Source organism: Amycolatopsis suaedae (genome assembly GCF_004214935.1).
Classification (GTDB): Bacteria; Actinomycetota; Actinomycetes; order Mycobacteriales; family Pseudonocardiaceae; genus Amycolatopsis; species Amycolatopsis suaedae.
The window spans coordinates 181,385-195,208 of sequence record NZ_SFCC01000016.1 but is presented as its reverse complement, the minus strand read 5'-3'; the positions used below and the strand labels follow the sequence as shown (position 1 = coordinate 195,208).

Here is a 13,824-nt window from a genome sequence, read left to right as displayed (position 1 = left end):
ATCGCCTCCTGTTCGCATTGCGAACATTAGTTCTCTATATGAACACTATCAGGAGCCCGTGCCGTTGGCTATGTTTGGCGGCATGCCGAGGATCGTGGTCACCAGACGGATACCCGAGGCCGCACTGGAGGTCCTGCGTGGCGCGGGTGAGGTGTGGGTGTCCGAACAGGACCGTCCGCTGGAACCCGCCGAGCTGCACGACGCGGTACGCGGTGCCACGGCGGTGGTGAGCATGCTGCACGACCGGGTCGACGGCACGCTGGCCGACGCCGCCGGGCCCGGCCTGCGGATCGTGGCCACCGTGGCCGTCGGCTACGACAACGTCGATGTGCCCGCGTTGCGCGAGCGCGGGATCACGGTCACCAACACCCCCGGCGTGCTCACCGACGCCACCGCGGACCTGACCCTCGGCCTGCTGCTGATGCTGACCCGCAGGCTCGGCGAGGGCGAGCGGCTGCTGCGCGCGCGGCGGCCCTGGTCGTTCCACCTCGGGTTCATGCTCGGCAGCGGACTGCGGGACAAGACGCTGGGCATCGTCGGCCTCGGCCAGATCGGCAGGGCGGTCGCCAGGCGGGCCAGGGCCTTCGGCATGGAGATCGTCTACTCCGGACGCCGCAGGGCCGATCCCGCCGTGGAGACCGAACTGGCCGCCCGGCACGTGTCACTGGACGAACTGCTGGCCACCGCCGACGTGGTGTCGCTGCACTGCCCGCTGACGCCGCGGACCCGGCACCTGATCGACGCGGCCACGCTGCGGGCGATGAAGCCGTCCGCGTACCTGGTCAACACCACCCGCGGCCCGGTCGTCGACGAGGCCGCGCTCGCGCGGGCACTGGCCGACGGTGTCATCGCCGGTGCCGCCCTGGACGTGTTCGAACACGAGCCGGACGTGCATCCGGGCCTGCTGGAGCTGGACAACGTCGTGCTCGCGCCGCACCTGGGGTCGGCGACCGTCGAGACCCGGACCGAGATGGCCCTGCTCGCCGCGCGCAACGTCGCCGCGGTGCTCGCCGGGAAGGACCCGCTGACGGAGGTGACCTCGTGACGTTGCGCGTGGTGGTGGCGCCGGACAAGTTCAAGGGCAGCGTGACGGCCGTGCAGGCCGCGCGGGCCATCGGCGAGGGCGTCCGGGACGCCCTGCCCGGCGCCGAGGTGACGCTCTGCCCGGTCGCCGACGGTGGCGAGGGCACGCTCGACGTGCTGTACGCCGCCGGTGCGACCCGGGTGGACCTGCGGGTACGCGGCCCGCTCGACGACGAGGTCGACGCCCACTACGCCGTGCTCGACGGCACCGCCTACGTGGAGTCGGCCAGGGCCTGCGGCATCGAGTACGTGCGGCCGAGCACGGAAACGGCGCTGGCCGCGCACACGTTCGGGGTCGGCACGCTGATCGGGCACGCCGTCGACGGCGGCGCGGACCACGTCGTGCTGACCGTGGGCGGCACCGCGAGCACCGACGGCGGCGCGGGCATGATCGCCGCGCTGGGCGGGCGGATCCGCACCGGGACGGGCGCGCAGGCCGGACTCGGCGGCGGTGCGCTGGGCGCGGTGACCGAGGTGGACCTCGCCGCGGTGCGGGAGCGGTTCGCCCGCGTGCGGGTCAGCGTGGCCACCGACGTCACCAACCCGCTGCTCGGCGAGCGCGGCGCCGCGGCGGTGTTCGGCCCGCAGAAGGGCGCGGGCGAGCACGAGGTGGCGGTGCTCGACAAGGCGCTGTCGGCGTGGGCGGACGCGCTGGTCCGCGCCGGGTGCCCGGACGTCCGGGACGTCCCGGGTGCCGGTGCGGGCGGCGGGGTCGCCGCCGGTGCGCTGGCGTGCCTGGGCGGGCGGGTGGCCTCCGGATTCGACCTGGTGGGCAAGCTCACCGGCGTCCCGGACGCCATCGCCGGGGCGGACCTGGTGATCACCGGCGAGGGGTCGCTGGACAGCCAGAGCCTGGACGGGAAGGCACCGGCGGGCATCGCCGCGCTGGCCCGCGAGCACGGACTGCCGGTGCTGGCCGTAGCCGGCCGGGTGAAACTCACCCCTGACGAGGTGAACCGGCTGGGCCTGGCCGGTCACCGCGCGCTGATCGAGCACGCGCCCTCGCTGGAGCACGCCCGCCGCCACGCGGCGGCCCTGCTGCGGGAGCAGACGGCCGCGCTGGTGCGGGAGTGGCGCGGTTTCTCCTGAGCGACGCGGGGTACCCATCGGGTGGCAGCGTGTCATCGAAGGGAGCCCGGCAGTGGACACCAACGCCTACGTGGTCTTTCTGGTCCTCGGCGTGCTACTGGTCGTCGCCGACGGCCAGATTATCTACCGCAGCGGCCGCCGCTACCTCGAGCACTCCTACGGCGACGCGACCGCGAGCGCGTCGATGACGCGGCTGATCACCGTGTTGTTCCACCTGGCGGTACTCGGCCTGCTGGCGCTGTTGTCGACCGTCGACTTCGGCAACGACAGCCTGATGGAGGCCGTGGTCGCCAAGCTCGGCGTGTTGCTGCTGGTCCTCGCGGCGGCGCACGGCGTGACGTTGCTGGTGCTGTCGCGGATCAGGGACAACCGCATCGCCGAATCCGGGCTGCCGCCCGCCCAGGCCGACCGGCAGCGTGGTTCCGGCGCCGTGGTGACCCCCGCGCCGGGACAGCCCGGCGCCGACCCGCGCGTCAGCCCGTCGCTGGACCGCGGTGGCCCGTACTCGACGCCGGAGACCTGACGAACGCGTGACGGCCACCTTCGGCACGTGCCGAAGGTGGCCGTCACGGTGTCCGCGTCGCTAACTCTCCGGCTGCCCGGGCGAGAAGCCCTCCGGCTGCTGCGAGAGTGCGAAGTTCAGCTGGCCCTGCTCGTCCTGCTGGACGTCGAGGACCTTGTCGTCGAGGAACTCGGCCGCCTGCGGGGCGAGGAACACCGTCGCCCCGTTGTCGGTTCCGAGCACCTGGTCGCCTTCCTCGGGCGCGGGGGCGACAGCCAGCGCCAGCTGGGCCTGCTCCCCCTCGTCCTGCTGCACGGCGAACCGCAGGCCAGCGGCTGACTGGCCGTCCTGCGAGGTCAGCGCGCTGATGGCCTGGGCCGCGGCGTCTGTCATGGCGAGCATGTCAGGCTCCTTGTCGTTGGCGTGCGCTCTGTCCCCACCCACCGTAGGGGCAGGGACAGCCGTTCGCAGAAGCACCTACTCGTCGGCGCTCTGCCCGCGCTCGGCGGCGTCCGACCGCGGCCCGTCGACCCGGTCGGGTGGCACGATCGGCTCGACGTCGCCGGTCACGTCGTCGATGCTCTGGTCCAGCGCCTCGGCGGGGGCCGCGGCGACCGGGGTCTCGGGCACCTCGTCGGGCTCGGTGTCCGGCCGCTCCTCGGCGAGTTTCTGCTCGATGCTCTCGCCCTCCCGCTGCTCGTTCGCGGTCGTGCCGAACCGGTCGGCGGCGCTCCAGTGCTCAGGCGGCTCGACGCCGCCCTCCAGCGGATCGACCCGCAGCCGGTCCTCGTCGAGGTCCTCGGCGGTGGTCGTGTCGGGGTCCGGTGTGGGGTTCGTCATGCACGCTCCTCAGCACGACTTCAGCTTCGACGTGGTCCAATACCGCCAGCGGTACCCGGCCGCAGGCTCGACGAAACGGAAGAGGCCCATGATCGCCGCCGGTTGGTACGTGGTGGCGGGTGTCGCCGCGACCCTGGCCCAGCTGCTGCTGTTCCTGCTGCTGCGCACGCCGCTGGGCTCGCACGGGGCGAACATCGTGGCGATCGTGCTGACCACGCTGGCCAACACCGAGTTCCACCGCAGGGTCACCTTCGCCGGACTGCCCGACCATCCGGTCCGCCGGGCCACCCAGACCGTGCTCACGATCGCGTTCTACGCCGGTTACGGCTCGGTCGTGCTGCTGCTCCTGGACTGGCTGACCGTGCCGACGCCCGAGCTGGAGACGCTCGCGCTGGCGGCGGCCAGCCTGCTCGGCGGCACCATCCGTTTCGTGGCCCTGCGCTGGTGGGTGTTCGCCCGTCCCCGCAGGCAGCCGGCGGACGTGTCACGCTGATCCCATGACGCAGCGCGAGTCCGAACCGGACTACCGGTTCAGCCTGGCCAATGAGCGGACGTTCCTGGCCTGGATCCGCACGGCGCTGGGCCTGCTCGCCGGGGCGGTGGCCGTGCGCCAGCTCCTGCCCGAGTTCACCGTGCCGCACGCGCGGACCGTGCTGGCCGCGTTGTGCGCCTGCCTCGCCGCCGCGCTGGCGGCGTCGGCCTACCCGCGGTGGCGGCGGGTACAGCAGGCGATGCGCCGGGGTGACCCGCTGCCGCACAACCGCGTGCTGCTCGTCCTGTCCGCGGGCACGCTGGTGATCACCGCGTTCGCGCTCGTGCTCGTGGTCGTGTGGTGAGCCGCGACGCCGGGCTGCAGCCCGAGCGCACCCGGCTGGCCTGGCGCCGTACGCAGCTGGCCGGGCTGATCTGCGCGCTGCTGCTGACTCACCTGGCCGTGCGGCGACCCGGCTGGGCGATCCTGCCCGCCGCGTTCGCGGTGGCCGCGACCGCGGTGCTGGTGGTGGCCGGCCTGCGCCGCGACCGGGCGCTGCGCGGGTCCGCACCGGCGGCCGCCCGGCCCGGTCTGCTGGCCGCGGTGTCGGCGGCGGTGGCGGTGGCCGCTCTCGCGACGGTGCCGTTCCTGCTCTGAACGGCCCAGCCGACGGGGCCGCGCGCACGGCGACCGAATCGCCCGCCCTGTACACCCTTTCGCCCTAACCGCAACACGATTGAGAGCCACATTCGTACTAATGGGGAATCTCTGCGTGATGCCTGGAGTGCGGGCCCGTGCCGGTCTAGGATTACGCACGGTGGTGACGGCTCGCTCCGAGGCGGCACCGAGCAGGGAATATGGGGTAACGAACCAAGGTGGCACTTACTTGGCGTACCGACAACGAGGACCGTCCGCCAGCTCAGGAGGGGTCATGATTAATCGAGTTTGTCCGGTCGACAGACTCGGCGCCCCGTGACCGCCGTGCAGGAGCCGGTCAGTACGCACCCCCGGCTCACCAAGGAGGAGCTGGCGCCGATCGTGCGTGCGGCCGCCACCGGCGAGGCGAAGGCCGTCAACGCGCTGGTGACCCTGCTCACCCCGAGCGTCACCAGGTACTGCCGCGCGCGGCTGGGCGGCAGGGACCTCGGCTACGTCAACGCCGACGACGTCGCGCAGGAGGTCTGCCTGGCGGTGCTCAAGGCGCTGCCGCAGTACCACGACCGCGGCGGCTCGTTCCTGTACCTGGTGCACGCTATCGCGTCGAACAAGGTGGCCGACGCGTTCCGGATGGTCTCCCGTGACCGCTCCGACCCGGTGCCCGAGCTCCCGGAGATGTCCGGGCTCTCCGGCGACAACGAGCCGGAACGGCACGCGCTCGGCGCCGACCTCGGCGAGCGGCTCGCCGAGAAGCTGCGGCTGCTCACGCCGGTGCAGCAGGAGATCGTCACGCTGCGGCTGATCATCGGCCTGTCCGCGACGGAGACCGCGGAGGCCATCGGCATCTCGCCGGGCAACGTGCGCACGACGCAGCACCGCGCCCTGGCCAAGCTCCGCCAGCTGATCGAGCAGGAGAAGGAGTTCTAGCTGCCCCGGCGACAGCACAGCGCGGCCAGCGGACTCAGCCGACCAGGGCGCGGGTCTCCAGCTCGTCCAGCAGGGAGTGCCGCACGGCCAGCGACACCGCCTCCAGCCGGGAGTGCACCCCGAGCTTGCTGATCAGCGCCTGGACGTGGGTGCGCACCGTCGTGGTGGCCACGCCCAGCCGGTCGACCATCTCGCTCGTGCTCAGCCCCTCGACCAGCAGCGCGAGACATTCGCGCTCCCGCGCCGTCAGGTGCCCGGCCAGGCGGCGGGCCGCCGCGGCGTCACCGCGCCGGCCCGGTTCGCGCCGCGCCTGCACCGGCACCGCGCTCACCGCGGTCTGCCCGGACGCGACGGTGCGGATCGCGGCCGTCAGCTCCGCCACCCCGCACGTCTTCTGGACGAACCCGGCCGCCCCCGCCCGCAGCGCCTCCTGCTGACCGGCGGCGTCACGGTCGGCCGTCAGCACCAGCACCCGGGTCCCCGGCGACGCCACCCGGATCAGGTCGATCAGGTGCAGGGCGTCGCCCTCGGCGAACCTGCGGTCCAGCAGGCACACCTCCGGCTGCCGCGAGCGCACCAGCGACACCACCCCGTCGAGCCGGGTGGTGCTGCCGCGCACCGTGAAGCCGTGCCGCGCCAGCACGGCCGCCAGCGCGTCGGAGAACAACGTGTGGTCATCGCACAGCACCACACTGATCATCGGTGTTCCACCCCTCGTAGAAACCCATTCGAACACGGACCTATCCCTGGAACGTCAGCCGCGCCGTGGTGCCACGGGCGCCCTCCCGGGCCCGCACCACGAACTCGCACCCGCATTCCTGCGCCAGCCGGCGCACGATCCCGAGTCCCAGCGAACCCCACCCACCGGTGACCGCGCCGAACCCGGGGCCGTCGTCACACACCTCGATCACGGTGCCGCCGGACGCGGGCCGGACGCTGACCTCGACCCGGCCGTTCACCCCCGCGGCCCGGACGGCGTTGTCCACCAGGTTGGTCACCATCCGCCACAGCAGCGGCTCCTCGACCGCCAGGTACGCCGGCGGGCCCGGCGCCAGCACCACGCCGGTGGGGCCGGCCAGCGACGCGAGCGACACGATCTGCCCGAGCAGGTCTCGCACGTCCACCGGCGGCGCGGGCTCGCCGGTGCGCGGCACGACCGCGCCGCGGACCGTGGCCAGCAGGCGCTTGGTCTCGCGGTCGACGGCCCAGACCCGCTCGCGGGTGTCCTCGCTCAGGCTGTCGTCGGCGCGGACGGTTTCGGTCAGCAGCGACAGTGTCGCCAGACCGTGGCCGAGGTCATGGAGCAACCCCCGCAGTTCGACCAGATCCACCTCGTCCACGGCACCAGCCATCGTCGCTCCCCACTCGTCCCAACGACCTCACCTCACTCAGTCGGGTTAACCGTCTTTAATGTTGCATGAAGACAGCACGAGTGCGTACAAAGACCGAATGTTCACCTACGCTGCGTAACTCGTTGTCGCGGCCAGTCATGATACGGCCACTCTGGGCGCTCGTTCAGGTGGCCATGCTTCCGTCGCCGACGCTGTCCCTGGGCCGCATGCCCGCCGACCGGGCCAGGCTGGCGGCCTCCAGCCGGGAGTGAACCTTCAGCTTGCTGAAGATGTTGTGCGTGTGCGTGCGCACGGTGTTGACCGACAGGAACAGGTCGGCCGCGATCTGGCTGCCGCGCTTGCCCTCCACGATCCCGAGCAGCACGTCGCGTTCGCGGGCGGACAGGATCTCCAGCGGACCGCCCGAGTCGCGTCCCCTGGTCAGGTCGTTGCGCAGCTCGCCGAGGACGAATCCGAGCAGGTCCGGCGCGAAGAACGCCTTGCCGGCGACCACCCCGCGCAGCACGCCGACCAGGTGCTCGGCGGAACTGTCCTTGCCGACCCACGCCATCGCGCCCGCCCTGGCCGCGGTCGCGGCGAGCACCGGGTCGCTGCTGCCGGTCAGGACGACCAGGCGGCAGCCGGGCATCGCGGCGGTCACGGTCTCCAGCAGGTCGGCGGCCCCGGGACCGAGCGGGCTGGGATCGACGGCCACGACGTGCGGACGGGTGCGGCTCACGGCGTCGCCGAGCCCGGGATCGGTGGTGGGCGCCCTGCCGACGACCAGCACACCACCGGCCGCGGATAGGCGCACGGCGAGCGCCTCGGCCAGCAGTTCCTGATCGTCGACGAAGAAGACACGCACCGGATTCACTTGAACACGGTGCGACGTCAGCGTCGAAATGTCCTCATGCAGTTGTACGAGAAAGGTGTACTAGTCCATGCTCACGCGACCGACGCCTGGCGCCGCCGCGCGATGGCCTCCTTGCGCTCGCCCTCGTCGAGCCCGCCCCAGACCCCGAACGGCTCCTCGACGCTGAGCGCGTGCCTGCGGCACTCGACGATCACCGGGCAGGTCCGGCACACCTGCTTGGCCCGCGCGATCCGGTCCGCCCTGGCGAACCCCCGCTCGCCGTCGGGGTGGAAGAACATCGCGCTGTCCAGATTGCGGCAGTTGCCGTGGCGTTGCCACTCCCAGGTCTCGGCGACCGGGACGGGAAGCCGCGACGTGTCAGCCATGGAGATCACCTCTCGTACTCGGCCCGCTGGCTGACGACGGCATACCCAGATCGCGCCGAAGCTACACCTCGACCGGAACCGGAGCGTCGGAACGTAACAGACCGGTGGTCTTCAACTCCGTCCACAGCGCGGCCGGCACGACGGCGGCCGCCCTGGCGAGATTGCCCGCGACCTGGGCGGGTGATGCGGAGCCCACCACGACCGACCGGACCGCCGGGTGCGCGGCCGGCAGCGCGATCGCCGCCTCCGGCAGCCGGACGCCGTGCCGCCCGCACGCCCGCGCGATGCGCCGGGCGGTGTCCACCAGCTCGGCGGGCGCCTCGGTGTAGTCGTAGACGGTCCCCGGCGTGTCGGTGGCGAGGATGCCGCCGTTGAACACCCCGGCCGCCACCACCGCGACACCGCGCTCGGCACACAGCGGCAGCAGCTCGTCCAGTGCCGGCTGGTTCAGCAGCGTGTACCGGCCGGCCATCATCAGCACGTCGACGTCGGCGTGGCGGACGAAGTCGGCCAGCATGGCCGTCTGGTTCATGCCGACGCCGACGGCACCGACCACGCCCTGCTCACGCAGTTCGACCAGGGTGGGCAGGGCCTCGCGCAGCGCCGGTTCCCAGTGGTCGTCCGGGTCGTGGACGTAGACGACGTCCACCCGGTCCAGGCCCAGCCGCTCCAGGCTCGACTCCAGCGACCGCAGCACCCCGTCCCGGCTGAAGTCCCAGCGCCTGCGCAGCGTCGCGGGCACGTCGAACCCGGCGTCGTCGCGCCTGCCCGCGCCGTCCGGGTCGGGTTCGAGCAGCCTGCCCACCTTGGTGGACAGCACGAACTCCTCGCGCGGATAGCGGGCCAGCGCCGCGCCCAGCCTGCGTTCGGACAGGCCGAGGCCGTAGTGCGGGGCGGTGTCGAAGTAGCGGATGCCGCCCCGCCAGGCCGTCTCGACGGTGGCGGCGGCGTTCTCGTCGGACATCGCCCGGTACAGGTTGCCCAGCTGGGCACAGCCCAGCCCGAGCCGGCCGAGCCGGGCCACGGTCGCGTTCACGGCAGCTCCCACACCTGACGCAGGCCGGGCTTGCCGGAGTAGTCGTCGGCCACGTCGAGCAGCACGGCCATCCGCTCCTGCCAGGCGACGTTGGCCGGATCGTCGCGCAGGCGTGCCCGCATGGCGGCGTAGTCGTCCACCTCGACGACGTGGAACAGGTCGAGCCCGTCGCGCCAGATCCGCCACGAGTGCACGCCCGCCGCCCGCAGCGCGGTGTCCAGCTCCGGCGGGATAACGGCGTGCACGCGGTCGTACTCGGCCTCGCGGCCCGGTTTCAGCCGGGTGTGCAGTGCCACGGTCTGGGGACGTTCGGGGCGGGTCGTGGACATCACTGCCTCCTGACGTGGCAATCTGAACCGAGCACAGACATCCGAGGTCTAAGGAACGCGCGCATGCCGGTCACCGACGAAGCGATCGACAAGATCAAGGGGATGATCATCTCCGGTGAACTGGCGCCGGGCGACCGGCTGCCGAAGGAGGCCGAGCTGGCCCAGCGGCTCGGGCTGTCCCGCAGCTCGCTGCGCGAGGCGGTCAAGGCGCTGTGCCTGATCCGGGTGCTGGACGTGCGGCAGGGCGACGGCACCTACGTCACCAGCCTCGAACCCAACCTGCTGCTCGACGCGATGACCTTCGTCGTCGACTTCCACCGCGACGACACCGTGCTCGACTTCCTGGCGGTGCGGCAGATCCTGGAACCGGCGGCGACCGCGCAGGCCGCGATCCACATGACCGACGCCGACCTGGCCGAGCTGCGGGCGCTGCTGGACGAGGTGGACGACGCCCCGACGGTGGAAGCGCTGGTGGCCAACGACCTGGCCTTCCACCGCCGCATCGCCGAGGGGTCGGGCAACCCGGTGCTGTGCTCGCTGCTGGACAGCCTGTCCGGCCCGACGACGCGGGCGCGGATCTGGCGCGGCCTGACCCAGGAGGGGGCGGTCGAGCGGACCCGCGAGCAGCACATGGCCATCTACGAGGCCATCGCTGCCCGCCAGCCGGAGCTGGCCCGCTCCTGGGCGACCGTGCACGTGGCAGGCGTCGAACAGTGGCTGCGCAACGCCCTGGGCACAGCCGAGAAGTAGCGTCACGTCTGCGATTTGCCGGTGGTGAACCGGGCGATCATCAGCGCGATCAGGATGATGCCGCCGTAGAGCGCCTGGATCCAGAAGCTCGGGACCTGCGCCAGCGTCAGCATGTTCTCCACCACCGCCAGCAGCAGCACACCGGTCAGGGCGCCGAACATCGTGCCCCGCCCGCCGTCCAGGGAGATTCCGCCGATGACGGCCGCCGCGAACACGGTGAAGATCATCCCGTCGCCCTGGTTGGCGTTGATGGCGCCGACGTAGCCGGTCATCACCAGACCGCCGAGCGAGGCGAGCACCCCGGCGACGACGAACACCAGCCAGGAGATCCGGTCCACCCGGATACCCGCCGCCCTGGCCGCGTCCCGGTTGCCGCCGATGGCGTACAACGCGCGGCCGACCCGGTGATACCGCAGCACGAACCCGGTGATCGCGTAGGCCGCCGCGGCCAGCCACACCGAGGCGGGCAGCCCGAGGAACGTCTCGGTGGCCAGCGCGAAGAAGGCGTCCGGCATGGCGAACAGCGTCTTGCCCTCGGTCAGCCCGACCAGCACGCCGCGCAGCACGATCAGCATCGCCAGCGTCACGATGAACGCGTTGAGCTGCAGCTTGATGATCAGGAACCCGTTGAACGTCCCGATCAGCGCGCCGACGGCCACGATCACCAGCAGGCCGACCACCGTGGGCACCTCGACGCCGAACCCGGCCGACACGGCGGGCAGCACCAGCATGGCCCCCAGCACCGGCGCGATGCCGACGGTGGACTCCAGCGACAGGTCGAACTTGCCGGAGATCAGCACCAGCGACTCGCCCAGCACCACCAGCGCCAGCGCCGCCGACGCGCCGAGGATGGAGACCAGGTTGTCGGTGGTGAGAAACCGGTCGTTGACCAGGCCGCCGACCACCAGCAGCACGATCAGCGCGGGCACCAGCGCCAGCTCCCGCAGCCGCGGCAGCCTGCGCCGGGCCGCCGGGCGCGCGGGCGCGCCGGTCCGCGACAGGGTGTCAGTCATCGAGTTCGACTCCTTCGATGTCGGCCACCAGGTCCCCGTCGGACCAGCCGGCCTGGTGTTCGGCGACCAGCCGCCCCGACCGCAGCACCAGCACCCGGTCGGCGGGCCGCAGGTCGTCCAGCTCGTCGCTGACGATCAGCACCGCCTTGCCCTCGGCACGCACTCGGTCGACGACCGCGAGCAGCGCCTCCTTGGACTTCACGTCCACCCCGGCGGTGGGGTTGATGAGCACCAGCACCCTCGGGTCGCCGGCCAGTGCCCTGGCCAGCACCACCTTCTGCTGGTTGCCGCCGGACAGCGCCGACACCTCCTGCTCCGGCCCGGCCGCGACCACGCCGTAGTCGGCGATGGCCGTGGCCGCCCTGGCCTCGCGGGCCTTCGGCGGGGCCAGCCCGGCCGGGCCGAGCCGGTCCAGCACGGTCATCGTGGCGTTGTCGGCGATCGACAGGCCCAGCACCAGTCCCTGGTGGTGGCGGTCGCGGGGAACGCAGCCGATCCCGGCCCGCAGCGCGGCTCCGACGTCCCCGGCGGGCAGCGCAGCGCCGTCGAGCAGTACGCGACCGCCCGACGGCGCCCGCAGGCCGTAGACGGTCTCGGCCACCTGGTGCTTGCCGCTGGCGTTGCTGCCGGCCAACCCGAGCACCTCGCCGCGGCGCAGGGTGAACGACACCCCGGCGAAGTCGTCACCGGACAGGTCCTCGACGGTCAGCGCCGCATCGGCGCCGGCGGGCAGCGGTGCGCGGTCGGCGGCGTCGGCGACCGCCAGCCCGCCCTCCTCGCCGGTCATCGCGTCGATCAGCTGCGCGCGGGACAGCTCGTCGACCCCGGCGGTGACCACGTGCCGCGCGTCGCGCAGCACCGTGACCGCCTGGCAGACCTCGTGCACCTCCTGCAGGTGGTGCGAGATGAACAGAAACGTCACCCCGCTCGCCTGCAGTTCACGCATGCGGACGAACAGCCGCTCGATGGCCTGGCTGTCCAGCTGTGCGGTCGGCTCGTCGAGCACGATGAACCGCGCGCCGTAGGACAGCGCCCTGGCGATCTCCACCAGCTGCCGGTCCTCCACCGACAGCTCACCGGCTGGCACGTCCGGGTCGACGGCGACCCGCCAGGACTCCAGCAGCTCGGCGGCCTGCCGGCGCAGCCGGGACCAGGAAATGCCGAACCGGCCGGTCGGCTGGCGGTTGAGGAACAGGTTCTCGGCGACGGTCAGGTGCGGGATCACCGTGGAGTGCTGGTAGACGCAGGCCACCCGGCTGCGCCAGCCCTCCCGGTCGCCCAGCGCGGGCGCGGGCCGCCCGCCGAACTCCACCGCACCGGTGTCCGGTTTGGACAGTCCGGTGAGGATGGAGACCAGCGTGGACTTGCCCGCGCCGTTGCGGCCGACGAGCGCGTGCGACTCGCCGGGCCGCACGGTCAGGCTGACGTCGTGCAGCGCGACCGTGGGGCCGTACCGCTTGCCGACGCCGTGTGCCCGCACAACTGGCTCAGCGGTCATAGCTGGTTGCCCCACAGCGCCTTGTCGTCGACGTTGTCCCTGGTCACCAGCGGCGCGGCCAGCTGGTCCTCCAGGATGCCCGGCCGCGTCTCCACGATCGTGCTGCCGTGGTCGGTCGGGCCCGGCTTGAACGTCTCACCGGCCATGGCGCGCTTGATGTAGTGCATGCCGTAGCGGGCGTAGTCGTCGGCGGGCTGGGACACGGTGGCGTCCAGCTCGCCCTTGCGGATGGCCTCCAGTTCCTGCGGGATGCCGTCGTTGCTGACCAGCACCACGTGCTTGGGGTCGCCCACCGGGAAGAACATGTTCTTGCGCTGCAACGCCTGCATGGTCGGGGCCAGGTAGACGCCGCCGGCCTGCATGTAGATGGCCTTCACGTCCGGGTTGGACGTGAGCAGGCCCTCCAGCCCGGCGGCGGCCTTGTCGGCCTTCCACTCCGCGGGCACCTCCAGCACCTGCACCTTCGGGTACTTCTTCATGCACTCGCGGAACGCCTCGGAACGCTCCCGGCCGTTGACCGAGGCCAGATCGCCCATGATCTGCACGACCTTGCCCTCGGGCACCTTGCTCGCGATGTGCTCGCACGCCTTGACGCCGTAGGCCTTGTTGTCCGCGCGCACGACGATGGCGACCTTGCCGCCCTCCGGGGCGACGTCGACCGCCACCACCGGAACCCCCTTACGCTGCGCCTGCTCCAGCCCGGCGACCACGGCCGCCGAGTCCAGCGGGGTCACCACCAGGCCTTTGACCCCCTGGTTGAGCAGGTTGTTCATGTCGGTGATGAGCTTGGTCGGGTCGCTGTTGGCGTTGACCGTCGGCAGCACCTGCACGCCCTCGGCCGACGCCTTCTGCGGCACGTAGTTGTTGTACGCCTGCCAGAACGGTGAGGTCAGCAGCGGAACGGTGGCTCCGACGGTGCCGCCCTGCCCGCCGCCGGGCTGGGGTGCGGCGTTGTCGCGGGTCGAGCCGCAGGCAGTCAGTGCGAGCACGGCTACCGAGGCGGCGGCAGCTGCCTTGACGAACGTCTTCACCACGAATGTCCTCCTTGACAACTTCGG

At 72.1% G+C, this 13,824-nt stretch carries 19 protein-coding genes; 8 read left to right on the top strand and 11 right to left on the bottom strand.

Annotation, left to right across the window (positions count from 1 at the left end; genetic code table 11):
* The first annotated feature begins 82 nt into the window (after positions 1 to 82).
* Genes EWH70_RS28735 through EWH70_RS28725 form a run of 3 tightly spaced genes read left to right on the top strand, consistent with a single transcriptional unit; the run spans position 83 to position 2,695 of the window.
* Complete coding sequence (locus EWH70_RS28735; protein WP_130478654.1) at positions 83 to 1,045, top strand: 2-hydroxyacid dehydrogenase; 963 nt, start codon at positions 83 to 85, stop codon at positions 1,043 to 1,045.
* Positions 1,046 to 1,047: 2 nt separating this feature from the next.
* Positions 1,048 to 2,172 carry a glycerate kinase gene (locus EWH70_RS28730; protein ID WP_165436459.1) on the top strand — a complete coding sequence of 375 codons (1,125 nt, stop codon included), beginning with the start codon at positions 1,048 to 1,050 and terminating at the stop codon, positions 2,170 to 2,172.
* Positions 2,173 to 2,224: 52 nt separating this feature from the next.
* Positions 2,225 to 2,695: a hypothetical protein gene (locus EWH70_RS28725; protein WP_130478653.1), complete on the top strand. Its 471-nt coding sequence runs from the start codon at positions 2,225 to 2,227 to the stop codon at positions 2,693 to 2,695.
* Positions 2,696 to 2,755: 60 nt separating this feature from the next.
* Here EWH70_RS28725 and EWH70_RS28720 read toward each other — a convergent pair whose 3' ends face one another.
* Together EWH70_RS28720 and EWH70_RS28715 are read right to left on the bottom strand one after the other, a co-directional pair.
* Positions 2,756 to 3,076 carry a HesB/IscA family protein gene (locus EWH70_RS28720; RefSeq protein ID WP_130478652.1) on the bottom strand — a complete coding sequence of 107 codons (321 nt, stop codon included), beginning with the start codon at positions 3,074 to 3,076 and terminating at the stop codon, positions 2,756 to 2,758.
* 75 nt (positions 3,077 to 3,151) lie between these two features.
* Positions 3,152 to 3,514: a hypothetical protein gene (locus EWH70_RS28715; protein ID WP_130478651.1), complete on the bottom strand. Its 363-nt coding sequence runs from the start codon at positions 3,512 to 3,514 to the stop codon at positions 3,152 to 3,154.
* Between the two features lie 88 nt (positions 3,515 to 3,602).
* On the opposite strand from EWH70_RS28715, the gene EWH70_RS28710 reads away from it, so the two are divergent.
* The 4 genes from EWH70_RS28710 to shbA all read left to right on the top strand — a co-directional run bounded on the left by EWH70_RS28710 (position 3,603) and on the right by shbA (position 5,570).
* Positions 3,603 to 4,007 (top strand): GtrA family protein, encoded by a 405-nt coding sequence (locus tag EWH70_RS28710; protein WP_130478650.1) that lies wholly within the window; start codon positions 3,603 to 3,605, stop codon positions 4,005 to 4,007.
* A 4-nt stretch (positions 4,008 to 4,011) separates the two neighbouring features.
* The gene (locus EWH70_RS28705; protein WP_130478649.1) at positions 4,012 to 4,350 is read left to right on the top strand and encodes a YidH family protein; all 339 of its coding nucleotides are present in this window, start codon (positions 4,012 to 4,014) and stop codon (positions 4,348 to 4,350) included.
* Positions 4,347 to 4,643 (top strand): DUF202 domain-containing protein, encoded by a 297-nt coding sequence (locus tag EWH70_RS28700; protein WP_240687287.1) that lies wholly within the window; start codon positions 4,347 to 4,349, stop codon positions 4,641 to 4,643. The genes EWH70_RS28705 and EWH70_RS28700 overlap by 4 nt, the downstream gene beginning before the upstream one ends.
* Before the next feature lie 315 nt (positions 4,644 to 4,958).
* Positions 4,959 to 5,570 (top strand): RNA polymerase sigma factor ShbA, encoded by a 612-nt coding sequence (gene shbA, locus EWH70_RS28695; RefSeq protein ID WP_240687286.1) that lies wholly within the window; start codon positions 4,959 to 4,961, stop codon positions 5,568 to 5,570.
* A 34-nt stretch (positions 5,571 to 5,604) separates the two neighbouring features.
* Here the strand turns inward: shbA and EWH70_RS28690 are convergent, their stop codons facing one another.
* From EWH70_RS28690 to EWH70_RS28665, 6 genes are all read right to left on the bottom strand, one after another.
* Positions 5,605 to 6,270 carry a response regulator transcription factor gene (locus tag EWH70_RS28690; RefSeq protein ID WP_130478647.1) on the bottom strand — a complete coding sequence of 222 codons (666 nt, stop codon included), beginning with the start codon at positions 6,268 to 6,270 and terminating at the stop codon, positions 5,605 to 5,607.
* A gap of 40 nt (positions 6,271 to 6,310) precedes the next feature.
* Positions 6,311 to 6,922 carry a sensor histidine kinase gene (locus EWH70_RS28685; protein WP_130478646.1) on the bottom strand — a complete coding sequence of 204 codons (612 nt, stop codon included), beginning with the start codon at positions 6,920 to 6,922 and terminating at the stop codon, positions 6,311 to 6,313.
* A 163-nt stretch (positions 6,923 to 7,085) separates the two neighbouring features.
* Positions 7,086 to 7,775 (bottom strand): LuxR C-terminal-related transcriptional regulator, encoded by a 690-nt coding sequence (locus EWH70_RS28680; protein ID WP_130478645.1) that lies wholly within the window; start codon positions 7,773 to 7,775, stop codon positions 7,086 to 7,088.
* A 71-nt stretch (positions 7,776 to 7,846) separates the two neighbouring features.
* Entirely contained in the window at positions 7,847 to 8,140 is a 294-nt protein-coding gene (locus EWH70_RS28675; RefSeq protein WP_130478644.1) for a WhiB family transcriptional regulator, read from the bottom strand.
* A 61-nt stretch (positions 8,141 to 8,201) separates the two neighbouring features.
* Positions 8,202 to 9,176: an aldo/keto reductase gene (locus EWH70_RS28670; protein ID WP_420809102.1), complete on the bottom strand. Its 975-nt coding sequence runs from the start codon at positions 9,174 to 9,176 to the stop codon at positions 8,202 to 8,204.
* Positions 9,173 to 9,505 (bottom strand): L-rhamnose mutarotase, encoded by a 333-nt coding sequence (locus EWH70_RS28665; RefSeq protein ID WP_130478643.1) that lies wholly within the window; start codon positions 9,503 to 9,505, stop codon positions 9,173 to 9,175. The genes EWH70_RS28670 and EWH70_RS28665 overlap by 4 nt, the downstream gene beginning before the upstream one ends.
* Before the next feature lie 63 nt (positions 9,506 to 9,568).
* Here EWH70_RS28665 and EWH70_RS28660 point away from each other — a divergent pair, with 63 nt between their 5' ends.
* A complete protein-coding gene (locus EWH70_RS28660) occupies positions 9,569 to 10,255 on the top strand; it encodes a FadR/GntR family transcriptional regulator (protein WP_130478642.1) in 687 nt (228 codons plus the stop codon).
* A gap of 2 nt (positions 10,256 to 10,257) precedes the next feature.
* On the opposite strand, the gene EWH70_RS28655 is transcribed toward EWH70_RS28660, so the two are convergent.
* The 3 genes from EWH70_RS28655 to EWH70_RS28645 are packed head-to-tail and all read right to left on the bottom strand — an operon-like array spanning position 10,258 to position 13,800.
* On the bottom strand, positions 10,258 to 11,268 hold the full coding sequence (locus EWH70_RS28655; protein ID WP_130478641.1) for an ABC transporter permease: 1,011 nt from the start codon (positions 11,266 to 11,268) through the stop codon (positions 10,258 to 10,260).
* Positions 11,261 to 12,766 carry a sugar ABC transporter ATP-binding protein gene (locus tag EWH70_RS28650; protein ID WP_130478640.1) on the bottom strand — a complete coding sequence of 502 codons (1,506 nt, stop codon included), beginning with the start codon at positions 12,764 to 12,766 and terminating at the stop codon, positions 11,261 to 11,263. Before EWH70_RS28650 ends, EWH70_RS28655 begins: the two co-directional genes overlap by 8 nt.
* Positions 12,763 to 13,800 carry a sugar ABC transporter substrate-binding protein gene (locus tag EWH70_RS28645; RefSeq protein ID WP_420809101.1) on the bottom strand — a complete coding sequence of 346 codons (1,038 nt, stop codon included), beginning with the start codon at positions 13,798 to 13,800 and terminating at the stop codon, positions 12,763 to 12,765. The genes EWH70_RS28650 and EWH70_RS28645 overlap by 4 nt, the downstream gene beginning before the upstream one ends.
* Between the last annotated feature and the right edge of the window lie 24 nt (positions 13,801 to 13,824).